Source organism: Humibacillus xanthopallidus (genome assembly GCF_006716675.1).
Lineage (GTDB): Bacteria > Actinomycetota > Actinomycetes > Actinomycetales > Dermatophilaceae > Humibacillus > Humibacillus xanthopallidus_B.
Genome location: NZ_VFPM01000001.1, coordinates 514,778 through 536,870 on the forward strand (window position 1 = coordinate 514,778; position 22,093 = coordinate 536,870).

Here is a 22,093-nt window from a genome sequence, read left to right on the forward strand (position 1 = left end):
GACCGACGGCATGGAACGCACCTGGCTCGCCCACTACGCCGAGGGCGTGCCGGCCGATGTCGAGGTGGGCGACGCGTCCCTCGTCGACCTGCTCGACACGTCGGTGAAGCGCTTCGGCCCACTGGTGGCTCTCGAGTTCTTCGGAGCCGAGACGACCTTCGCGGAGCTCGGCCAGCAGGTCCGTGCTGCTGCGGAGGGGTTGCGCCAGCTCGGCGTCGGCGCGGGCGACCGGGTGGCGATCGTCCTGCCCAACTGCCCACAGCACATCGTCGTCTTCCACGCCATCCTGCGACTGGGCGCCGTTGTCGTGGAACACAATCCGCTCTACACGCCGAGCGAGATGGAGCACCAGCTGAGTGACCACGGCGCCACCGTGGCTGTCGTGTGGGACAAGGCTGCCGGACTGGTCATCGGCGCCGGGAGCGTCACGAAGGTCGTTGCCGTCGATCTCACGACGGCCATGCCGCTGCGGACGCGTCTCGCCCTGCGGCTGCCGGTCGCCAAGGCTCGTGCCTCGCGGGCCGCCCTCACGGCGCCTGCCGAAGGGACGATCCCCTGGCGGCTCCTGCTGTCCCACGGAGACCTGGCGGCCGACTACCCCCGGCCGCGCGCCACCGACCTCGCGGCGATCCAGTACACCAGCGGCACGACCGGCGTGCCCAAGGGCGCGATGCTGACCCACCGCAACCTGCGCACCAATGCCGCTCAGGGCCGGGCCTGGGTGCCCGGGCTCGTCGACGGCAAGGAGGTCATCTATGCCGTGCTGCCGATGTTCCATGCCTACGGCCTGACTCTGTGCCTCACCTTCGCGCTCAGCATCGGCGCACGCCTCGTGCTCTTCCCGCGGTTCGACGTCGACCTCGTGCTCGCCGCCGCGGCCAAGCACCCGCCGACCTTCCTGCCAGCCGTGCCGCCGATCTACGAGCGCCTCGCGAAGGCCGCCGAGGAGCGCGGGGTCGACCTGACGTCGGTCCGCTTCGCCATCTCGGGGGCCATGTCGCTCCCGGCCTCGACGCTCGAGCTGTGGGAACGCGTCACCGGTGGGCTGCTCATCGAGGGCTACGGCCTCACCGAGACCTCACCCGTGGCGGTGGGCAACCCTCTCGGGCGTGAGCGGCGGCCGGGCGCCATCGGAGTTCCCTTCCCCAACACGGAGATTCGTGTCGTCGACCCCGAGAGCCCATGGACCGACAGGGCGCCCGGTGAGCGCGGGGAGCTGCTCATCCGAGGTCCGCAGGTCTTCGGTGGCTACTGGCAGAAGCCCGACGAGACGCGCGAAGCCCTCATCGACGACGGCTGGTTCCGCACGGGCGACATCGTCGAGGTCGACCCCGACGGCTTCGTCTCGATCGTCGACCGCATCAAGGAGATCATCATCACCGGCGGCTTCAACGTCATGCCCTCGGAGGTGGAGGCAGCACTGCGCGAGCACCCTGACGTCGCCGACGCTGCCGTCGTCGGGATCCCGCGGGCCGACGGGAGCGAGGACGTCGTCGCCGCGGTGCAGCTGGTGCCCGGAGCCACCCTCGACGAGGCGGGCCTACGCCACCACTGCCGCTCGTGCCTCGCCGCCTACAAGGTGCCCCGCCGCGTCGTCGCCGTCGACGACCTCCCGCGGTCACAGATCGGCAAGGTGCTCTGCAAGCAGGTGCGGGCCTCCCTCATCAACCCCTGAACATCGAGCGAGCACTTCGTCGGCTCCCCAGGGCAATCGAAAGAGCAGTTTGTCGATTCCCGAATGCGCTTAGGGTGCCGATTGGCTGAGCGCGCCCGCGCCCTCTGCGCACCCGACGAAGTGCTCTTTCGATTGGGGTGGAGGGGAATGGCTCAGACAGAGGGCTTTTCGAAGACGATGGCCATGGGGGTCTGCTCGGAGCCCTGGCCGAGGGGGTTGTCGGCGAACATCGCCCCGTAGCGCTCCTTGGGACCGGGGGCATCCTTGCCGAGCACGTTGCGGCCGATGTCGTTGGCGTCCATGACGACGGTGCCGCCGAAGGTCTCGCGATAGGCCTCGGGCACGCGCTCACGGATCGCCGCGCTGAGCCGGGCCGCCACGTCGTCGGGGTCCTTGGGACCGAGCTTGGCCGAGACGTTGGCGGGGTAGACGGAGTACTCGGTCGGACCGTCGATGGCGCGGATGTCACCACCGACGAGGTCGTAGAAGAGCCCGCGCTTGCCGACCAGCTTGCCGACGAAGCCGCCGGCAGAGGCGTAGAGCACGCGGGGCAGCCCCGCCTCCTCTATCGCCAGCTGCATCGTGAAGGGTGACCCGAGCCCGATGCCTGCCGGTGTGCGCGTCACGTAGCGGCTCAGCACGCGCGCCGGCCGGCCGACCTTGATGTCCCAGATGAAGAAGGACCGGCCCTGGGTGATGGCGACGATCTTCTCGGAGATGAAGAAGAACCACTGCCCAGTGGTCGCGGCGGCATGATCCGCCCCGGCCTCCGGCAGCCCCGCGAAGAACCGCTCGATGTAGCCGAGCGTCTTGGCCTCGAGGTCGTCCTCGCGGGCGTAGAGGTCCGTGCGCAGTGGGTAGCGACGAACGACCGTCCCACTGTCGAGGGTGAGGTCGAGCTGCTTGCGGGCGTTGGGCTCGTAGTCCGTCTTGACTCGCTCGGGCTCGTCGGCAGCCGGGTCGTGCTCGTCGAAGAACTCCTGCAGCCACAGCTCCAGGTTGAGCATGCGCCAGACCGTCATCGAGTCGATCGAGTTGGTGCCCTTGATCCACCCCTCGAAGGCGTGGAGCACGGCGCTCTGGTCGACGTACGGCCGCTCGGCGAAGGACTCGGAGAGGAACACGCCGTAGATGTGGTTCTTGAGCCGCATGAACCACTCACCCTGCGGCGTCGTCGCGCCGACCTTGTCGCGGCGGCGGCGCACCGACTCGGGCACCCGGCCCTGCATCGCGTCGCGCAGCACCCGCTTGCTCCACCCCTCGTGGATCAGCGCCTCGTCGGGCAGCGCGAAGACGAACCGCACGAGGTCGCGGTCGAGGAAGGGCAGGCGCACCCGCAGCCCGAAGTGGCGGGCGTTCTTGTCGGCATAGCGCAGCCGAGCCGGCAGCGACCCGGCGACGACGTCGTCGACGAGGCGCCGGTGCAGCGACCCCCGCTCCACGGCATACGACTCGTCGGCGAACCGGGCGGCGAACTGCGCCCCGAGCAGGCTGCGCACCGGCACGTCACGCCGGCCGCGCACCCGGTCGGCGACGACCGGTCCACCGCGCCGGGCGAGCACGTCGAGGGAGCGGCCGAGCTCGGCAGCGGCCTTGGCCGCCCCGGCCGCTCCACCCGAGCGGGTGAGCGCGCGCAGGTGCACGAGGTGGTGCGGTCCGAAGCCGCCGAGGGTCTCGTCGCCCCCGTGCCCGTCGAGCAGGGCGGTGGGCGGCCCCTCGCTCGCGGCGGCCTCGCGCATGACGCGGAACTGCGTGTAGGCGCCCGTCGAGACGAGCGGCTCCTCCTGGAGGCGCACGAAGTCGCGCAGGTCGAGCTTGAAGTCGGTCGGCGTGGGCTCGACCCGGTGGGCCTCGACACGGTCGCCGAGGGCCGCGACGACGTCGTCGACGTAACGCACCTCATCGGCTCGCGTGTCGGGGAAGAGCACCGACCAGGTCTGCTGCACGGTGTGGGACGCGGGGGCGTCCGCGCGCGCGAGGCTGTCGACGACCGAGGCGATGGCCGCCGCGTCGATGCCGCCCGAGAGCGACGTCGCGACCCGCCCCGCCGTACGCCGTCGCACGGCCGCGGTGAGCAGGTGCCGGAAGTCCTCGATGACCCGTGCGCCGTAGGGGTGCGGCTCGGGCGCCGCCTCGAGCTCGTCGCGCAGGCTGCTCCAGACGTGCCGCTCGGCCCGCGCCGCCGACAGCGTCAGCGTCTCGCCCGCCCCCACCCGCTCGATGCCGTCGAAGAAGGTCTCGGGACCGTCGTCGTGCACGCGGAAGCAGAGGTAGCGGTAGATCGTGCGGTCGTTGGGTCGGCGCTCGTGGTGCCCGCTCTCGAGGATCGGGCGGATCGTGCTCGAGAAGAGCCACCCGCCGGCGTCCGGCACCTGCGCGACGTAGAGCTGCCGCGTGCCGAAGGGGTCTCGCGAGAGGGTCACCGCGTCGGTCTCTCGGTCGTGCACGGCGAGCGCGAAGGAGCCCTCGAGCCGGTCCAGCCCTTCGGCTCCCCACTCGCCGTAGGCGGCCAGCGCGACGGAGGCGTCGCCGCCCGTGATGTCGTGGCCCAGCGTCGTCAGCTCCTCGCGGAGCACGTCAGCCTCGTAGAGCTCGCCGTCGAGCACGAGGGTATGCCGTCCGGAGACGCTCGTGACCAACGCGCGGCCCGCCGCATCCCCCCTCGCCGTCGCCGCCAGGACGGCCGACCCGACGCGTGCGACAGCCGGTGCGGACGCCTCGTCGTGGTCGCACCGCGAGAGCCGTTCGATCAGCCCCGGGTCGGTCGTGACGCCCAGGTGGCCGCTGATTCCGCACATGGCTCAACCCTAGTGACGTGGGCTGGGTGGTTCGGCCGAGGGCCGGGGACCGGAGGCCGGGGCGGCCCGGGGCGGCCCGTGGCGGCCCCGGCAGCCCGTGGCGGACCGGAGTGGCCAGACCGGAGGAGCGGTTCTGAACCCTGCGGCGCATCAGGTCGTCCTTGGACTGTGGGAGATTCCCGCATCCACGAGAAAGAAGAAGACATGCCCGTCATCTCCAGGCCCGCCGCGTTCGTCGCGGGCGCGCTCCTCGCGGCCAGCGCCCTCGTCGCCACCTCGGCCTCGGCCTCAGACGCCCCGAACGGCTCCGGCAACGGCTCGGGCAACGGCTCGGGCAACGGACCGCGCAGCGACATCCTCCGCGCACCCCTGCAGGGCAGCATCCTCTCGGACCCGCCCCTCTTCGGCCTGACACGGGGTGGAGCGCCGTGGGTGATCTCCGACGGCACCGCGCGGCTGCGCGCCAACGGCGACCTCAGCGTGGAGGTTCAGGGGCTCATCATCCCGACCCGGGGCGACAACCCCCTGGCCACGCTCTCAGCCACTGTCGTCTGCAACGGCAAGGACCTCGTCATGACGGCGCCCGTGCCGTTCAGCGCGGCTGGCGACGCCGAGATCGACGCGCACGTGAGCCTGCCCGATCGCTGCCTGGCCCCGGTGGTCCTCCTCAACCCCCTGAGCAACGCGGGCACGTACATCGCGGCGACCGGACGCTGAGCCCTCCTCGGCGTATGCCGTGAGGCCAGCCACACGGCATACGCCCCTGCGCTGACGGCGGACGAAAGGCCACCTGTGCTCGCCTCTCGACCGACGCGAGCACGAGTGGCCTCTCGACGGGTCAGGTCACTCCCACTCGATGGTGCCGGGCGGCTTGCTCGTGACGTCGAGGACGACGCGGTTGACCTCTTCGACCTCGTTGGTGATGCGAGTCGAGATCGTCGCGAGCACCTCGTAGGGCACGCGCGCCCAGTCGGCGGTCATGGCGTCCTCGGACGCGACCGGGCGAAGCACGACGGGGTGGCCGTAGGTGCGTCCGTCACCCTGCACCCCGACGGAGCGCACGTCGGCGAGGAGCACGACGGGGCACTGCCAGATGTCGCGGTCGAGCCCGGCCCTGGTCAGCTCCTCGCGGGCGATCGCGTCGGCGCGGCGCAGGATCGCGAGCCGCTCGGCGTCGACCGCGCCGATGATGCGGATGCCGAGCCCGGGGCCCGGGAAGGGCTGGCGCCAGACGATGACCTCCGGCACGCCGAGCTCGAGGCCCACCTGGCGCACCTCGTCCTTGAAGAGGGTGCGCAGCGGCTCGACGAGCTGGAACTGCAGGTCGTCGGGCAGCCCACCGACGTTGTGGTGGCTCTTGATGTTGGCCGCTCCCTCGCCGCCGCCGGACTCGACGACGTCGGGGTAGAGGGTGCCCTGGACGAGCCACTTGACGGGGTGGTGCTCGTCGCCCCGGTCGTGGACGATGTCGCGGGCTGCCTGCTCGAAGACCCGGATGAACTGCTCGCCGATGATCTTGCGCTTGGTCTCGGGGTCGGTGACGCCGGCCAGGGCGTCGAGGAAGCGCTCGCGTGCGTCGACGACGACGAGGTCGACGCCCGTCGCGTCGACGAAGTCCTGCTCGACCTGCTCGGCCTCGCCCTCGCGCAGCAGCCCGTGGTCGACGAAGACACAGGTCAGCTGGTCACCCACGGCCTTCTGCACGAGCGCAGCGGCCACGGAGGAGTCGACACCACCGGAGAGCGCGCAGAGCACGCGGTCCTCGCCCACCTGCTCGCGGATCGAGGTGACGAGGTCGTCGACGACGTTGGAGGGCGTCCAGTCGGGGGCGATGCCGGCGCCCTTCCAGAGGAAGTTCTCGAGGACGCGCTGGCCCTGCTCGCTGTGCAGCACCTCGGGGTGCCACTGGACGCCGTAGAGCCGACGCTCGTCGTCCTCGATCGCGGCGACGGGCGTGCCCGCGGTCGTCGCCGTGACCCTCGCGCCGGCCGGCGCCTCGGTGACCGAGTCACCGTGCGACATCCAGACCACCTGGCTCATCGGCTGCCCGGCGAAGAGCGTGGAGTCGGCGGTGTCGACCGACGCCGTCGTCTTGCCGTACTCGCGGGCGCCGGTGCGCGCGACGGTGCCGCCGAGCGCTCGCGACATGGCCTGGAAGCCGTAGCACATGCCGAAGACCGGCACCCCGGCCTCGAGCAGCGCCGGGTCGAGGGCCGGGGCGCCGTCGGCGTAGACCGAACTCGGCCCACCGGAGAGGATGATCGCGGCGGGCCGCTTGGCGAGCAGGTCGGCGACCGGCATCGAGTGCGGCACGACCTCGCTGTAGACCTGCGCCTCGCGCACGCGGCGGGCGATGAGCTGGGCGTACTGCGCGCCGTAGTCGACGACGAGCACCGGGTGGCTCTGCAGGTGGGCGCCGTGGTCGGGCGTGGGCTCCGTCGTGGGCTCCGTCGTGGACGCCGAGGTGGGCTCTGACGTGGGCGCGCTCGTGGGCTCGTCGGTCACCCGCCCAGCCTATCGGGGGCGCGAGACCCCGCCGCGCCGCCGTGTGCCGTGTGCCGTATGCCGGGTGGCGCGGGTCAGCGCGGGCCGTCGCCTCCGCGCTCGCTGGCCACGCTGCTCGGACCGCCGGCGACGTAGGCCCGCTGGCGCATCGCCTCGACCTCGGCGTGGTTGCGACGCTCGGCGATCCAGGGCACGACCGGCACGAAGCCGGCGAGCAGGTTGAGCACGATGCGCTTCGCGCCCCAGGCGCACTTGATGCCGAGGTTGGCGACGGACGCGGCATACCCCATGTAGATGAGGCCGTGGATGGGGCTCCAGTACTCCGTCAGCACGTTGGTCTGCTTGAGGAGGTACTTCATCACCATCTCGATGATGAGGATGACGAGCGCGATGCCGGCCGTGATCGCCATGACGCGGTAGAACGACAGGGCACTGCGGATCTGCTTCGGCTTGGCGAGGGACTGGGGGTAGGTCGTCACGCGGGGATCTCTTCTCTCTCTGCGGCCGGCACGGCATCCGCCTGCTGCTCGGCTCGGAACATCTTCCACCACATCCAGATCGCGAAGAGCCCGAAGACCCACCACTGCACGGCGTAGGCGGCGTTGCGCAGGTTGAGCGGGGTGTCGATGTCGGGCGGCGGCACGCGGGTCAACCCGCCGGCCCGCGAGGCGGTCGCGGTGTCCGTCGCGGCGGCGCCGCCGCTGCCGGACGACGCCGGCGCGGCGGAGGTCTCGCTCGACGCGAGGACGAGGACGTTGTAGAGGTCGCCGGGCCACTCGTTGACGAGAGCGGCGAGGTCGACGGAGCGTCGCTGGGGCGCGGGCAGCGGCGCCCCCGGCCGCGGCGACTCGGTCGGGCCGAGCGAGCCCTCGACGGTGACGACCCCTGTGGGGGTCGCGGGCGCAGTGGCGGGCACGCCGTCGACGAAGCCGCGCAGCACGGCGACCGTGCCGCCCTCGGTGACGAGGGGGGTGACGACCCAGGACCCGGCGCGGTCACCCAGACGCCGGTCGACGACGAGGATCGTGCGCGTGTCGTCGTAGGTGCCGGTCACGCTGACGGGACGGTTGGAGAACTCGGCCTCGAAGGCGGAGTGCGCGCGCGTCACCTGCTGGAGCGGTGCCCGCTGGAGCTGCGAGGCCGCGGCGACGGCCTGCTTGTGGCCTTCGTCGCGCGCGACGCCGAGCTGCCAGAGGCCGAGGAGCGTGCACGCGGCCACGATGACGAGGACGAGGGCGAACAGCCCCACCCACTTGGGGCTGAGCAGTCCACGGAGCACCCATCCAGAGTAGGTCACGCCCCGGACACTTCCCGGCCCGGTCACCCCGCCCGGGCCGTGATCGGAGGCGGGTCGTGATCCGACGCTCGATCCGTGCCAGACTTCAGCGCCATGCTGGAGGTCACCCGTCCGAGCCTCGCCGGTGAGCCGACTCGACCCGGCGAGGGGCTGCGTGCCCGGCGCGGCCGGACCACACGTCGCGCTCTCGGGGCCGTATGCGTCGGGTCAGCAGTCGTGCTCGCCCTGGCGGCGTGCGGGATGACCGACATGCCGACGCCGCGGCGCACCGTGACGGTGACCGTCGACGCGCCGGTCGCCACGGCGGGTACCTCACCCACGTCGGTGCCGACGGTGTCGGCGACCCCCACGACGCCCGCCACGACCACCGCCGTGCCCACCTCGCTCGCCGTGGGCAAGCAGCGAGGCGCCCCGCACTCCTACGACGAGGCGAAGCAGCGCATCGACCGCGCCACGTCGGCCGACGTCGGCTCCGTCTTCCAGAGCCCCTCCGGCAACATCACCTGCAGCACCGCCGGCGGCCAGGGTGTGGTCGTGACCTGCGACGTCTCGAAGGGCCGCAGCGACGCCCCGGCATCCGCCCCCTGCCCGCCGGGAGGGCCCTCAGACATCGGCCGGATCGAGCTGACTGCGGCTGGCGCACGACCGGTCTGCAACTCCGACACGATCCGCCAGGGCGCCGCGGCCACCCTCGCCTACGGCGTGCGGACCGGCCCGTCGCTCGGGTCGGTGGCCTGCCTCAGCGAGGAGTTCGGCATGACCTGCGTCGACGACGCGAGCCGACACGGGTTCTTCCTCGCGCGCGACACCTTCGTCACCTTCTGACGGCGCTCCGCCGCACGCACGGGGGCCTGTGGCGGCCCTGAACCCAAGATCTCGATTCCATAACAGTTGCATGACAGATCGTGTCTTTCGAGCGGTATGCCCTTGAGTGGCCGAGTCGCCTCGGGGAGGACGGGCAACCGACTTCGTCGTGCGACCCCATCACAACTCACACAACAGGGATGGAACTCGTGAGGCAATCACTGCACTCCCGGCGACGTGGGCTCATCGGCCTGCTCGCCACGGGGGCCCTGCTGGCCGGCGCCGTCGCAGCGTCGCCCGCCCAGGCTGCCCCGGCCGCGCCCGCCGCTCCCGTCGCCAAGAACGACACGGGCCAGGCCGGGGGCCGTACCCACAACGACAACCTGCGATCGCCGCTCGCCGTCAAGCAGGACGCCAAGCGCGCGAAGGCGCTCGAGAAGCGGCTCAAGGGCGACCAGAGCGCCCAGGGCAAGGTCGCCAAGCTCGGCAAGGGACAGTACGTCGAGCTCGAACGCGAGGGCACCGACCGCATCTTCGCCGTCATCGTCGAGTTCGGCGACAAGCAGTACACCGGTGGCGCAGGCGCCACCGCCCCTCCCGGCACCTTCACGGGTCCGCCGAAGGACAACAGCACGACCGACGTCACCGGTCCGCTCCACAACCAGATCCCGGCCCCCGACCGCTCGGTCGACAACTCGACCCTGTGGCAGGCGGACTACAACCGCGAGCACTACGAGGACATGTACTTCAACCGCATGGCGAAGTACTACGAGGCCCAGTCCTCGGGGCGCTACTCCGTCGACGGCGACGTCACCGAGTGGGTCAAGGTGCCCTTCAACGAGGCGCTCTACGGTCGCAACTACTGCGGCGGCATCGTGTGCGCGACGAGCAAGGCGCTCGTGCGCGACGCGCTCGCCGTCTGGGTGGACGCCCAGCTCAAGTCGGGCAAGACGATGGCCGAGGTGACGGCATACCTCAAGACGTTCGACATCCAGGACCGCTACGACATCGACGGCGACGGCAACTTCAACGAGCCCGACGGCGTCATCGACCACTTCCAGATCGTGCACGCCGGCGGCGACGAGGCCGCGGGCGACCCGAACCAGGGCACGGATGCCATCTGGAGCCACCGCTGGTCGGCCAACCTCCAGCCCAACAGCCCCTACGGCGCCAACGTGGGCGCCGTCAACATCGGCAGCAACGCCGGCCTCGTGTCGAGCCCCGACGTTCCCAACAACCCGACGGGCGTGTGGGTCTACGACTACACCGTCCAGCCGGAGAACGGCGGACTCGGGGTCTTCGCCCACGAGTTCGGCCACGACCTCGGCCTGCCCGACCTCTACGACACCTCCGGCAACACCGGCGGCGCGGAGAACAACACGGCCTTCTGGACGCTCATGTCCTCGGGCGCCAACATCGGTGACGGCGGTCCCGACGGCATCGGCGACTCGCCCACCGACCTCGGCGCCTACGAGCTCTTCCAGCTCGGCTGGCTGCAGCCGCAGGGCAAGCAGGGCCCGTTCTACGACGTCGCGTATGCCGGCAAGCGCTCGTCCCACACGATCGGCTCCAACGTGCCGGCGACGAAGAAGGCCCAGGCGCTCTTCACCGTCCTGCCGGACAAGCAGGTGCCGCTCGACCTCGGCGCGCCGTTCGCCGGTTCGAAGATGTACTGGAGCACGCAGGGCGATGAGATCAACACGACGATGACCCACGCAGCGGCGCCGGGGGCGCTGACGGCCAAGGTCAACTACCAGATCGAGACCGGCTGGGACTACGCCTACCTCGAGGCCAACGTCGGTGGCACGTGGACGCCCGTCGCGACCAACCGGTCGACGACGAGCAACCCCAACGGCCAGAACGAGGGCCAGGGCATCACCGGCTCTACGGCTGGCCAGTGGGTCGACCTCACCGCCACGCTGCCCGCCGGCACGACGCAGGTCCGCTTCCGCTACTGGACCGACGTCGCCGAGACGCAGCCCGGCATCCGGATCGACAACATCGCCCTGAACGGCACGCTCATCGGAACGGCCGAGTCCGACGAGGGCTGGACCTTCAACGGCTTCGTCACGACCACGGGCCAGGAGGTGCAGGAGTTCTTCAACGCCTACATCGCCGAGAACCGCCAGTACGACGGCTACGACGCGTCGCTCAAGACGGCCTACAACTTCGGGTTCCCGACGAAGCCGGACTGGGTCGAGAGCTACCCGTACCAGAACGGCCTGCTCATCAGCTACTGGGACGGCTCGCAGACCGACAACAACGTCGGCGACCACCCGGGCAAGGGCCTCGTCCTTCCCGTCGACGCCCACCCGGAGTTCACCCACTGGTCCGACGGCACGCTGATGCGCAACCGGATCCTGTCCTACGACTCGACCTTCGGGCTCGAGCGCACCGACGCGATCACGCTGCACAACCCGGCCGACGGCACCACGGGCACCGTGGCCTCGAAGCCGGCGCAGCCGGTCTTCGACGACACGAAGACGTGGTGGTTCGGCTCCGACCAGCACGGCGCGACCGGCTCGCACAAGGGCCGCTACCAGCCGGGCTGGTACAGCGTCGACGTGCCCAAGACGGGCACGACGATCCGCGTCGTCAGCAGCTCCATGCAGGGCAACTCGCTGAACGTGCTCGTCGCTCCGAAGTGACCCCCAGGGTGACTCAGGAGTGATGCAGGACCGCACACCGCAGGGCACGGCCGGCTGACCCCCGACCGCCCCGCTGGGAGGAGGGCCCCGTCGACCAGTGGTCGGCGGGGCCCTTCGCAGCACATAGGATCGGGCACACGACCTGACGGGTCCCGCGCCGGTGGGGCCAGACCATCACCCGACGACCGAGGGGCCGCCGTGGCGCAACTGTTGCTTCTGCACCTGCTTGCCGCCGCCCTTGCGCCGTGGTTGGCAAAGTCGTTGCGCACCAAGGCTTTTCCTCTACTCGCACTCGTACCCGCCACGGCCTTCGTCTGGCTCCTCGTCGTTGCGACCGAGGTGCGCGACGGCAACCTCCCGACCCAGCAGATCCCGTGGGTGCCCGGCCTCGAGCTCGACCTCGACTTCCGCCTCACGACCCTCTCGTGGGTGGTCGCGCTGCTCGTCACGGGCGTCGGGGCACTCGTCCTGCTCTACTGCACGTGGTACTTCCACGACGACGACCCGACGCTGTGGCGCTTCACGAGCGTCTTCACGGCCTTCGCCGGAGCGATGCTCGGCCTCGTCCTCACCGACAACTTCCTCATGCTCTACGTCTTCTGGGAGCTGACGACGGTCCTGTCCTACCTGCTCATCGGGCACAACCCGGGCAGCTCGACGAACCGACGTGCCGCGATGCAGGCGCTGCTCGTCACGACCTTCGGCGGTCTCGCGATGCTCGTCGGCATCATCGCGATCGGCGTCCACCACACGTACTCCATCAGCGGCCTGCTCGCCGATCCCCCGCCGCTCGACGCCGTCACCGTGGCCGCCGTCGTGCTGCTGCTCGTCGGTGCGCTGTCGAAGTCGGCGCTCGTCCCGTTCCACTTCTGGCTGCCGGGCGCGATGGCCGCGCCGACCCCGGTCAGCGCCTACCTGCACGCCGCAGCCATGGTCAAGGCGGGCATCTACCTCGTCGCCCTCCTCGCGCCGATCTTCTCCGGCGCTCCTGCCTGGCACGCGCTCACCCTCGGCCTCGGCCTGCTGACGATGGTCGTCGGCGGCTGGCGGGCGCTGCGGCAGCACGACATCAAGCTGCTCCTCGCCTACGGCACCGTGAGCCAGCTCGGCTTCATCGTCGCCATCGCCGGCCTCGGCACGAAGACCGCCGCCCTCGCTGCGCTCGCCCTCGTGCTCGCCCACGGCCTCTTCAAGTCGACGCTCTTCCTCGTCGTCGGCGTCGTCGACCACGCGACGGGCACGCGCGACCTGCGCCGCCTCTCCGGCCTCGGGCGCCGGATGCTCCCGGTGAGCGTGCCGGCCGCCTTCGCCGGCCTCTCCATGGCGGGCGTCATCCCCATGGCGGGCTTCGTGTCGAAGGAGAGCGCCCTCGAGTCGCTCTGGGAGGAAGCCCAGGAGGCGGCCCCCTTCCCGTCCGTCTACGGCTATGTGGCCCTCGCGGCCGTCGTCGTCGGCTCGGCCCTGACGGTCGCGTACACGTGCCGCTTCCTCTGGGGTGCGTTCGCGACGAAGCCGGGCGTGCCGCCGACCCCGATCACCGTGCCGCACCCCGGCTTCGTCCTCTCGTCCCTGCTGCTCGGGGTCGGCTGCCTCGCGCTCGGGCTGCTCGCGCCGCTCGAGTCGCCGTGGCTCATGCCGTATGCCGTCACCCTCCCCACCGGGTCCACCCCCGAGCCGCTCGCGCTGTGGCACGGGGTGACCGTGCCGCTGCTGCTCTCCGTCGTCTCGCTCGGCGTCGGCGTCGCCCTCTTCGTGCAGCGGGAGGCCTTCGCGCGCGCCCAGTCCCGGGTGCCCGCGCTCGTCGACGGCGAGCGCGGCTTCGCCCGCACCCTGCGAGCGGTCGACCGCGGCGCGGTGGAGACGACGGCAGTCACGCAGCGGGGCTCGCTGCCGATCTACCTCGCCTCCATCCTGCTCGTCTTCGTCGCGCTGCCGGGCATGGCGGCGGTGACCCAGGGCCGACTGCCCGAGGTGCGGCTCTGGGACAACCCGGCACAGGCGGTCGTCGGCGCCCTGATGATCGCCGCCGCGGTGCTCGTCCTCGTCACCCGCCGGCGGCTCACCGCGGTCATGCTCGTCGGGGCCACGGGGTACGGCGTGGCGATGCTCTTCGTCCTGCACGGAGCTCCCGACCTCGCCATCACCCAGATGCTCGTCGAGACGGTCTCGCTCGTCGTCTTCGTCCTCGCCCTGCGCCGGATGCCGACGAAGTTCACCCGACACCCCCACTCCCCCTCGCGCACCTGGCGCCTCGGTCTCGGTGCGGCGGTCGGCGCAGCCGTCGGCGTCATCGCCCTCGTGGCCTCCGGAGGGCGCACGACGACGCCGGTCTCGGTCGACTTCCCGACCGAGGCCTACACCTTCGGGCACGGCAAGAACATCGTCAACGTGACCCTCGTCGACATCCGCGCCTGGGACACCCTCGGCGAGGTGTCGGTGCTCGTCGCGGCCGCGACCGGCATCGCCAGCCTCATCTTCGTGCGCACCCGCAACACACGGCTCTCGCGCGCGACGGCCAAGGCCCTGCCCTCGAGCAACGCCGCTCGAGGCACCTGGCTCCTCGGGGGCCGCACGATGCGCAAGGAGAAGCGCTCGGTCATCTTCGAGGTGGTGACCCGGCTCGTCTTCCACATCATGCTCGCGACCTCGCTCTACCTGCTCTTCGCAGGCCACAACCAGCCGGGCGGCGGCTTCGCCGGCGGCCTCGTGGCCGGCCTCGCCCTCGTCGTGCGGTACCTCGCCGGCGGTCGCTACGAGCTCGACGAGGCGGCGCCCTTCGATGCCGGCCTGCTCGTCGGGCTCGGCCTGCTCGTCGCCGTCGGCTCCGCCCTCGCGCCGCTCGCCTTCGGCGGGACGATCCTCGAGACGACCGCCGTCGACGTCACCCTGTGGCCGTGGGGCGAGGTGCACCTCGTGACGTCGATCTTCTTCGACATCGGGGTCTACCTCATCGTCGTCGGCATGATGCTCGACATCGTGCGCAGCCTCGGCACCGGCATCGACCGCCAGATCGCGGAGGAGCAGCAGAGCGAGCAGGAGAGCGAGCGCGAGGACGAGCCCGACGAGCTGCAGCGAGAGGTGGCCCGCCCGTGACCGCGCTCGCCCGCGCCGGCTTCGAGTCGACCCTGACCCCCAACCTCACGCTCGTGCTCGTCGTCGTCGGCCTCGTCGCCGTCGGCACGGCCCTGGCCCTCGACCGCAGCCTCGTGCGCGTCCTGCTCGGCATGGTGCTCATCGGCAACGGCGTCGCCGTGCTCTACCTCGTCGTGTCGGGCCGGGCCGGCCGGGCCCCCTTCGTCGGCGAGGACCCTGCCACCATGAGCGACCCCCTGCCGCAGGCGATGGTGCTCACCGCCATCGTCATCTCCCTCGCGACGATCGGCTTCCTGCTCGCGCTGTCCTACCGGCTGTGGCAGATCTCGGGCACCGACGACGTGCCCGACGACGCCGAGGACGCCCGCATCCAGCGCCTCGCCCGCGACGACGAGACGTCCGAGACCTACGACCGCTCCGAGGAGTCGACGACGACCTCCGACGAGCGCGCCGAGGCGGGTGAGAGCCGTGGGTGACGTCCCGGTGCCCAACCTGCTGCCGCTGCCAGTGCTGCTCCCGCTCCTCGGCGCCGCGCTGGCCCTCGCCTTCCGCCGCTCCGACCGCCTCCAACGCATCGTCAGCATCGCCGCCCTCGCCGGGGTCGTCGTCGTCGCTGCCGTGCTCGTGTGGCAGACCGACGTGAGCGGACCCCAGGTGCTGTGGCTCGGAGCGTGGCAGGAGCCCCTCGGCATCTCGCTCGTCGCCGACCGCCTGAGCGCGCTCATGCTCCTCGTCTCGAGCGTCGTGACGTTGCTCGTGCTCCTCTTCGCCATCGGGCAGGGCCATGCCGACAGCGACGACGAGGTGGCCCGCGAGACGCCCCTGTCGATCTTCCACCCGACCTACCTCGTCCTCACGGCGGGCGTGGCCAACGCCTTCCTCGCCGGCGACCTCTTCAACCTCTTCGTCGGCTTCGAGATCCTGCTGTTCAGCTCCTACGTGCTCATCACCCTCGGCGGGTCGGCCTCTCGCATCCACGCGGGCACCACCTACGTCGTCGTCAGCCTGCTGAGCTCGGCGCTCTTCCTCATCGGCATCGCCGCGACGTATGCCGCCACGGGCACCGTCAACCTCGCGCAGCTCGCCATCCGCATCGGCGGGCTCGACCCCGGCGTCGCGCTCGTGCTCCAGCTCTGCCTGCTCACCGCCTTCGCCATCAAGGCGGCGGTCTTCCCGATGTCGGCCTGGCTGCCCGACAGCTACCCGACCGCGCCGGCACCCGTCACCGCGGTCTTCGCCGGCCTGCTCACCAAGGTCGGCGTCTACGCGATCATCCGCACCCAGACGCTGCTCTTCCCCGCGTCACCGCTCACCGACCTGCTGCTCTGGGCCGCCCTGCTGACGATGGTCATCGGCATCCTCGGCGCCGTCTCGCAGTCGGGGCTGAAGAGGATCCTGTCCTTCACTCTCGTCAGCCACATCGGCTACATGATCTTCGGCATCGCCCTGTCCACCCAGGCCGGCACGGCCGGAGCGATCTTCTACGTCGTGCACCACATCATCATCCAGACCTCGCTCTTCCTCATCACGGGCCTCGTCGAGCGCATCGGGGGCTCGACGTCGCTGCACCGTCTCGGTGGGCTGGCGCTCGCCTCGCCGCTGCTCGCCACCCTCTTCTTCGTCTCGGCGATGAACCTGTCCGGCGTGCCACCGCTCTCCGGCTTCCTCGCCAAGATCGGGCTCGTCGACGCCGGCATCGCCGTGGGCACCCCGCTCGCGTGGGTCGTCGTCGCCGGTGGCATCGTGACGAGCCTGCTCACGCTCTACGCGCTCTCGAAGGTGTGGAGCCAGGCGTTCTGGCGCCCGCTCTCGGAGGCGCGCGAGGTCGCCGAGCTGGCCGCGGAGGAGGCGGCCGACGAGGCCGAGCAGTTCGAGCAGGCTGAGCTCGACGCCGGCCGCCGTCCCGGCGGCGCGGCCACGATCACGGCCGCCCCGACCGGGGTCGCCCTCGCGGTCGACACGTCGCCGCGAGCGCTGCCCCGCATGATGCTGGGGGCGACCGCCGCGATGACCGCCGTCGGGCTGCTCATCACGCTCGTCGCCGGCCCGCTGCAGGCCTTCACCGAGCGCGCCGCGGCCGACCTCCGCCAGCGCGACCCCTACATCACCTCGGTGCTCCCCGAGGAGGTGCGGCGATGAGCGCGGCCTCCCGCCGGAGCCGGGCCCGGCTCACTGCCACGGCAGACGAGACGACGACGACCGACGAGTCACGGGCCTTTGCGGGCCCCGACGCTCCGAGGCGTCGCCGTCGCACGCTCCAGCCCCGTGCCATCGCGACGATCGCGCTGGCCTGGATGCTGCTCTGGGACCGCGTGAGCTGGGGCAACCTCGTCAACGGGGTGCTCGTCGGGCTCTTCGTGACGCTGGCCTTCCCGCTGCCCTCGATCGAGTTCCAGGGTCGGTTGCGGCCGCACCGCGTCGTCTGGCTCATCGTCCTCTTCCTCGCCGACCTCGTCGCTGCGTCCTGGCAGGTCCTGCGCCTGGCGCTCGGCCGGCGTCGCCCACGCAACGCCGTCATCGAGGTGCAGCTGCGCTCGCGGTCCGACTTCTACCTCACCCTGACGGCCGAGCTCGTCGCCCTCGTGCCCGGCTCGGTGGTCGTCGACGCCCGACGCTCGACGTCGGTGCTCTACCTCCACCTGCTCGACATCGAGCGTCAAGGGGCCATCGAGCACCAGCGCCGACATGTCCTCGCCGTCGAGGAACGCGTCGTGCGCGCCTTCGGCTCGCGCGAGGAGATCGCCCACCTCGAGCAGGCCAAGGGGGCCACGCCATGACCATCGTCGCCCTCATCGCACTGGCCCTGCTCGGAGCGGCCGCCCTGATCGTGCTCCTGCGACTCTTCCGCGGGCCGACCAACCTCGACCGGATCGTCGCCTCCGAGATCCTCATGGTCATCGTCATCGCCGGCGTCGCGACCGAGTCGGCGTGGCAGCGCACCGCGACGAACCTGCCGCTGCTGCTCATCCTCGGGCTCGTCGGCTTCGTCGGCGGGGTGGCGGTCACCCGCTTCATGTCCCGCGACGCCGACGACCTCGACGTCGAGCAGACCCCGGCCCGACCGGTCCATCCGACGGCGCCGGTCGACGAGTCGACGGACCCGACCCGGCAGTCCGACGACCCCACCGACGACCCCACCGACGAGCCGACCGAGCGGAAGTCCCACCGATGAGCTGGACGACCGTGCTCGACGTCATCGGCGGCATCTGCCTGCTCCTCGGCGCGTTCCTCTGCCTCGCCGGGGCGATCGGTCTCGTGCGCTTCCCCGACACCCTCTCGCGCCTGCACGCTGCGACGAAGCCGCAGACCCTCGGCCTCATCCTCATCCTCTCCGGCCTCGCCGCGACCCTGCGCACGTGGTCGGCCGTCACGACGCTCGTCCTGCTCGCCGCGACGCAGTTCTTCACCTCTCCGGTCACGGCCCACCTCGTCGGGCGCGCGGCCTACCGCAACGGCAACGTCGACGAGAGCACGCTCGAGGTCGACGAGCTCTCCGACGCACTCGAGCGCTCCGGGTGGGACCCGACGAAATGAGCTGGGCCGCATACGTGCTCGTGGGTTGACCTCAAGCGGGCTTGAATTCTTACGGTCTGGGCATGACCCCAGCGGAAAATGGTGTGAGGCACGCCGCGCGGCGGCCTAAAATGAGGCAAGTGATCTCACTGCCCCACGCCGATCCCGGCACTCCCGACCTCGCCGGACCCACGGCATACCTGCGGTGGGTGGGCAAGGGGCAGTGGCGCACCCTCGTCGTCGCGATCACCTTCGGCATCGTGTGGCTCGTCAGCCAGGCACTCTTCCCCGCAGCGATGGGCAAGGCCATCGACGACGGCATCATCGGCGCCGACCCCGGCTCGCTACTCCTCTGGTGCGGCGTCCTCGTCGGTCTCGTCGTCGTCAGCGCCGTCTCTGGAGCGTTCCGCCACAAGTACGCCGTCGCCAACTGGCTGCAGGGCGCCTTCCGCTCGGCCCAGCTCATCGGCCACCACGCCGCCGACACCGGCGAGGCGCTGCCGCGAACGGTGCCGACCGGTGACGTCGTCGCCACCGTGAGCTCGGACGCGATGCGCATCGGCGGCCTCTACGACGTCACGGCGCGCTTCGTCGGCTCGATCGTCTCCTACGTCGTCGTCGCCCTCATCCTCCTGCACGCCTCGACGACGCTCGGGCTCGTCGTGCTCATCGGTGTGCCGGTGCTCGTCGCCTGCCTCAGCCTCATCGTGCGACCCCTCCAGCGGCGTCAGCTCGCGCAGCGCGAGGAGGCCGGTCGCCTCATCGGGCTGGGCGCCGACACCGTCGCCGGGCTGCGCGTGCTGCGCGGCATCGGCGGCGAGCACACCTTCCTTCAGCGGTATGCCGTGCAGTCCCAGTCCGTGCGCACCGTCGGCAACCGAGTCGCCGGCTACCAGGCGGCGCTCGACGCGGCGCAGGTGCTGCTGCCCGGCGTCTTCGTGCTCATCGTCGTCTGGCTCGGGGCCCGCTTCGCGATCGAAGGCGAGATCACGGCCGGCCAGCTCGTCGCCTTCTACGGCTACACCGCCTTCCTCGTCATCCCGCTACGCACGGCGACCGAGATGGTCGACCGGGCGACGCGAGCGCACATCGGGGCCGGGAAGCTCCTGCGCGTCCTGCGGGTGCAGCCCGACCAGGTCGAGTCGGCGCAGACGCGCCCCCTGCCGACGGTGCCGTCGCGCCTCGTGGAGCCGCACAGCGGCGTCAGCATCGAGCCCGGCCGCTTCACCGTCGTCGTGTCGGCACGCCCGGAGGACTCGGCGGCGCTGGCCGACCGGCTCGGGCGCTTCGGCTCGGAGGAGGACGGGGCGACCGAGGCTCGCCTGGGCGGCACCCGCCTGGCCGACGCGCCCCTGGCGGAGCTGCGGCGCCGGGTCGTCGTCTCGGAGACCGACCCGCGCCTCTTCACCGGCACCCTGCGCGACGAGCTCGACCCGTGGGGCGTGCACGACGACGCGACGATCCTCGCCGCACTGTCCGTCGCGAGCGGCGACGATGTGCTCGAAGCGCTGCCCGGCGGGCTCGACAACGAGGTCGAGGAGCGCGGCCGGGCGTTCTCCGGAGGCCAGCGCCAGCGCCTCGCCCTCACCCGCGCCCTGCTGACCGACGCCGAGACGCTCGTGCTCGTCGAGCCGACGAGCGCCGTCGACGCCCACACCGAGGCGCGCATCGCGGCCAGGCTGACGCAGGCCCGGGCCGGGCGCACGACCGTCGTCATGTCGGCGAGCCCGCTCATCCTCGACCGCGCCGACGACGTCGTCTTCCTCCGTGACGGCCGAGCGGTCGCCACGGGCACCCACCAGCAGCTCATGACCGAGCGTCCCGACTACCGACGCACCGTCGTCCGAGGGGAGGAGGACTGATGACGACCACGGCGACACCAGCCACCCGCGCCCTGCCCGTCGCCGACACCGCGTCGGTCCGGGCACACACCCGCGGGCTGCTCCGCCGGCACCGGGGCAGCCTCCTGCGGGTCATCGGCCTGCACTCGATCGCGGCGGTCGCGGCTCTCGTCGCGCCACGCGTCATCGGCCTGCTCGTCGACGAGATCAGCAGCGGGCGCTCGCTCGAGGTCGTCAACACGCTGGCCCTGTGGATCGCCGGTGCGGTGGTCGTGCAGACGGTCGTCACGTGGTTCGCGCGGCGGGCCTCCTTCGTCATGGGCGAGACCGTCTTCGCCGAGCTGCGCGAGCAGTTCATGGGCCGCGTCGTGGAGCTGCCGCTGTCGACGGTCGAGCGCGCGGGCACGGGCGACCTCGTCTCGCGCACGACGAACGACGTCGAGGCGCTCTCGCACGTCATCCGCTTCGGGGTGCCCTCGATCTTCGTCGGTGCCGTGACGACGGCGATCACCGTCATCGCCGCCTTCGTCACCGGCTGGCAGGTCGCCCTCGCCGTCATCGTCGGCGTGCCGATCCTCGTGCTGTCGACGCGTCGCTACCTGCGCCACGCGCCGGAGGGGTACCTGCGCGAGCGGGCGACCTATGCCGTCCTCAACGGGGTCGTCACCGAGTCGGCCGACGGGGCGCGCACCGTCGACGCCCTCCGCCTCTCGGCGCGGCGCCGACGGCGCATGGACGAGGCGCTCGGCGACTGCTACGACGCCGAGATCTACACCCTCCGTCTGCGCATGCGGTGGTTCCCGTCCGTGGAGTTCGCCTTCTTCATGCCGGTCGCCGTCACCCTGCTCTGGGGTGGGTGGCTCATCTCCCGGGACGTCGCGACGATCGGCACGGTGACCGCGGTCGCGCTCTACGTGCAGCAGATGGCCGGCCCGCTCGACGAGCTCATCTCGTGGCTCGACGAGATCCAGGTCGGTGCGACCTCGCTGGCGCGTGTCATCGGCATCGCCGACGTCCCGCCCGACCGCGCCGCCACCGGGGAGGAGCCGGCCGACGACCACCTCGAGGTCGACGACGTGCACTACTCCTACCGTGCCGGCCGCGACGTCCTGCGCGGCGTGTCGCTCGACCTGCGACCCGGCGAACGGCTCGCGATCGTCGGGCCCTCCGGAGCGGGGAAGTCGACGCTCGGCCGACTCATGGCAGGCATCGACGGGCCGCGGACCGGGCGCGTCGACGTCGGCGGGGTGCGACTCGTCGACCTCGAGCTCGCGCAGCTGCGCGGCCAGGTCGCGCTCGTCACGCAGGAGCACCACGTCTTCGTCGGCACCCTCGAGGACAACCTGCGTCTGGCCAGGCCCGAGGCGAGCAGGGAGCAGCTGCTCGACGCCCTCGCTGCGGTCGATGCGCAGGAATGGGCAGAGGGGCTGCCGCAGGGGCTCGACACCCTCGTCGGGTCCGGCGGCGTGCGACTGACCGAGCCACAGGCCCAGCAGCTGGCCCTAGCCCGGCTCGTCCTCGCCGACCCGCACACCCTCGTGCTCGACGAGGCGACGTCGCTGCTCGACCCGCGTGCCGCGCGGCACCTCGAGCGGTCGCTCGCGGCCGTCGTCGAGGGCCGCACCGTCGTCGCCATCGCGCACCGGCTCATGACGGCTCACGACGCCGACCGGGTCTGCGTCGTCGAGGACGGGCTCATCAGCGAGATCGGCTCACACGAAGAGCTGCTCGCCGCCGACGGACCGTATGCCGCTCTCTGGCGCTCCTGGCGCGACGAGCCCCAACCCGTCCGCTGACCCCCACTCCCCGATTCGAGGTGATCCTGGGCCCCACGTGGGCGTCGGCATCACCTCGAATCAGGGAGAGAACAGGAGCGAATCGGGCGTAACCCTCGCCGCGGTGGCTCGTTGTCAGGGTGG

16 protein-coding genes are annotated in these 22,093 nt (G+C 71.4%); 12 read left to right on the forward strand and 4 right to left on the reverse strand.

The window, feature by feature from the left end; translation table 11 throughout:
* Positions 1-10: 10 nt before the first annotated feature.
* Positions 11-1,675 carry a long-chain-fatty-acid--CoA ligase gene (locus tag FBY41_RS02180; protein WP_185748951.1) on the forward strand — a complete coding sequence of 555 codons (1,665 nt, stop codon included), beginning with the start codon at positions 11-13 and terminating at the stop codon, positions 1,673-1,675.
* A gap of 152 nt (positions 1,676-1,827) precedes the next feature.
* On the opposite strand, the gene FBY41_RS02185 is transcribed toward FBY41_RS02180, so the two are convergent.
* Positions 1,828-4,473 (reverse strand): asparagine synthase-related protein, encoded by a 2,646-nt coding sequence (locus tag FBY41_RS02185; protein ID WP_141841780.1) that lies wholly within the window; start codon positions 4,471-4,473, stop codon positions 1,828-1,830.
* A gap of 204 nt (positions 4,474-4,677) precedes the next feature.
* On the opposite strand from FBY41_RS02185, the gene FBY41_RS02190 reads away from it, so the two are divergent.
* Positions 4,678-5,190, forward strand: a complete 513-nt coding sequence (locus FBY41_RS02190; protein ID WP_141841781.1) for a hypothetical protein — start codon at positions 4,678-4,680, stop codon at positions 5,188-5,190.
* Positions 5,191-5,316: 126 nt separating this feature from the next.
* On the opposite strand, the gene guaA is transcribed toward FBY41_RS02190, so the two are convergent.
* The 3 genes from guaA to FBY41_RS02205 all read right to left on the reverse strand — a co-directional run bounded on the left by guaA (position 5,317) and on the right by FBY41_RS02205 (position 8,257).
* Positions 5,317-6,882, reverse strand: coding sequence for a glutamine-hydrolyzing GMP synthase (guaA, locus tag FBY41_RS02195; RefSeq protein ID WP_141843013.1), 1,566 nt, complete (start codon positions 6,880-6,882; stop codon positions 5,317-5,319).
* 170 nt (positions 6,883-7,052) lie between these two features.
* The gene (locus FBY41_RS02200) at positions 7,053-7,457 is read right to left on the reverse strand and encodes a DUF3817 domain-containing protein (RefSeq protein WP_141841782.1); all 405 of its coding nucleotides are present in this window, start codon (positions 7,455-7,457) and stop codon (positions 7,053-7,055) included.
* Entirely contained in the window at positions 7,454-8,257 is an 804-nt protein-coding gene (locus tag FBY41_RS02205; protein ID WP_260439510.1) for an SURF1 family protein, read from the reverse strand. The genes FBY41_RS02200 and FBY41_RS02205 overlap by 4 nt, the downstream gene beginning before the upstream one ends.
* Before the next feature lie 93 nt (positions 8,258-8,350).
* Here FBY41_RS02205 and FBY41_RS02210 point away from each other — a divergent pair, with 93 nt between their 5' ends.
* The 10 genes from FBY41_RS02210 to FBY41_RS02255 all read left to right on the forward strand — a co-directional run bounded on the left by FBY41_RS02210 (position 8,351) and on the right by FBY41_RS02255 (position 21,970).
* A complete protein-coding gene (locus FBY41_RS02210) occupies positions 8,351-9,100 on the forward strand; it encodes a DUF6636 domain-containing protein (RefSeq protein WP_141841784.1) in 750 nt (249 codons plus the stop codon).
* Positions 9,101-9,279: 179 nt separating this feature from the next.
* Positions 9,280-11,727 (forward strand): immune inhibitor A, encoded by a 2,448-nt coding sequence (locus FBY41_RS02215; protein WP_260439511.1) that lies wholly within the window; start codon positions 9,280-9,282, stop codon positions 11,725-11,727.
* A 198-nt stretch (positions 11,728-11,925) separates the two neighbouring features.
* Complete coding sequence (locus FBY41_RS02220) at positions 11,926-14,820, forward strand: Na+/H+ antiporter subunit A (RefSeq protein WP_141841786.1); 2,895 nt, start codon at positions 11,926-11,928, stop codon at positions 14,818-14,820.
* Positions 14,817-15,296 carry a Na(+)/H(+) antiporter subunit C gene (locus tag FBY41_RS02225; RefSeq protein ID WP_221629192.1) on the forward strand — a complete coding sequence of 160 codons (480 nt, stop codon included), beginning with the start codon at positions 14,817-14,819 and terminating at the stop codon, positions 15,294-15,296. Before FBY41_RS02220 ends, FBY41_RS02225 begins: the two co-directional genes overlap by 4 nt.
* Positions 15,289-16,959, forward strand: a complete 1,671-nt coding sequence (locus FBY41_RS02230) for a Na+/H+ antiporter subunit D (RefSeq protein WP_221629193.1) — start codon at positions 15,289-15,291, stop codon at positions 16,957-16,959. Before FBY41_RS02225 ends, FBY41_RS02230 begins: the two co-directional genes overlap by 8 nt.
* Positions 16,956-17,597: a Na+/H+ antiporter subunit E gene (locus FBY41_RS02235; protein WP_141841787.1), complete on the forward strand. Its 642-nt coding sequence runs from the start codon at positions 16,956-16,958 to the stop codon at positions 17,595-17,597. The genes FBY41_RS02230 and FBY41_RS02235 overlap by 4 nt, the downstream gene beginning before the upstream one ends.
* Positions 17,594-17,992 carry a monovalent cation/H+ antiporter complex subunit F gene (locus FBY41_RS02240; RefSeq protein ID WP_141841788.1) on the forward strand — a complete coding sequence of 133 codons (399 nt, stop codon included), beginning with the start codon at positions 17,594-17,596 and terminating at the stop codon, positions 17,990-17,992. Before FBY41_RS02235 ends, FBY41_RS02240 begins: the two co-directional genes overlap by 4 nt.
* Positions 17,989-18,354, forward strand: coding sequence for a monovalent cation/H(+) antiporter subunit G (mnhG, locus tag FBY41_RS02245; RefSeq protein WP_141821786.1), 366 nt, complete (start codon positions 17,989-17,991; stop codon positions 18,352-18,354). The genes FBY41_RS02240 and mnhG overlap by 4 nt, the downstream gene beginning before the upstream one ends.
* Before the next feature lie 110 nt (positions 18,355-18,464).
* On the forward strand, positions 18,465-20,195 hold the full coding sequence (locus FBY41_RS02250; RefSeq protein WP_260439512.1) for an ABC transporter ATP-binding protein: 1,731 nt from the start codon (positions 18,465-18,467) through the stop codon (positions 20,193-20,195).
* Positions 20,195-21,970: an ABC transporter ATP-binding protein gene (locus tag FBY41_RS02255; protein ID WP_141841790.1), complete on the forward strand. Its 1,776-nt coding sequence runs from the start codon at positions 20,195-20,197 to the stop codon at positions 21,968-21,970. Before FBY41_RS02250 ends, FBY41_RS02255 begins: the two co-directional genes overlap by 1 nt.
* The last annotated feature ends 123 nt before the right edge of the window (positions 21,971-22,093 follow it).

Bases quoted from the DNA above. Each gene is read 5' to 3' on its own strand.
- FBY41_RS02180 (WP_185748951.1), top strand. From the start codon at position 11: ATGGAACGCACCTGGCTCGCCCACTACGCCGAGGGCGTGCCGGCCGAT.
- FBY41_RS02185 (WP_141841780.1), bottom strand. From the start codon at position 4,473: ATGTGCGGAATCAGCGGCCACCTGGGCGTCACGACCGACCCGGGGCTG.
- FBY41_RS02190 (WP_141841781.1), top strand. From the start codon at position 4,678: ATGCCCGTCATCTCCAGGCCCGCCGCGTTCGTCGCGGGCGCGCTCCTC.
- FBY41_RS02215 (WP_260439511.1), top strand. From the start codon at position 9,280: ATGGAACTCGTGAGGCAATCACTGCACTCCCGGCGACGTGGGCTCATC.
- FBY41_RS02235 (WP_141841787.1), top strand. From the start codon at position 16,956: ATGAGCGCGGCCTCCCGCCGGAGCCGGGCCCGGCTCACTGCCACGGCA.
- FBY41_RS02240 (WP_141841788.1), top strand. From the start codon at position 17,594: ATGACCATCGTCGCCCTCATCGCACTGGCCCTGCTCGGAGCGGCCGCC.
- mnhG (WP_141821786.1), top strand. From the start codon at position 17,989: ATGAGCTGGACGACCGTGCTCGACGTCATCGGCGGCATCTGCCTGCTC.
- FBY41_RS02250 (WP_260439512.1), top strand. From the start codon at position 18,465: ATGAGGCAAGTGATCTCACTGCCCCACGCCGATCCCGGCACTCCCGAC.
- FBY41_RS02255 (WP_141841790.1), top strand. From the start codon at position 20,195: ATGACGACCACGGCGACACCAGCCACCCGCGCCCTGCCCGTCGCCGAC.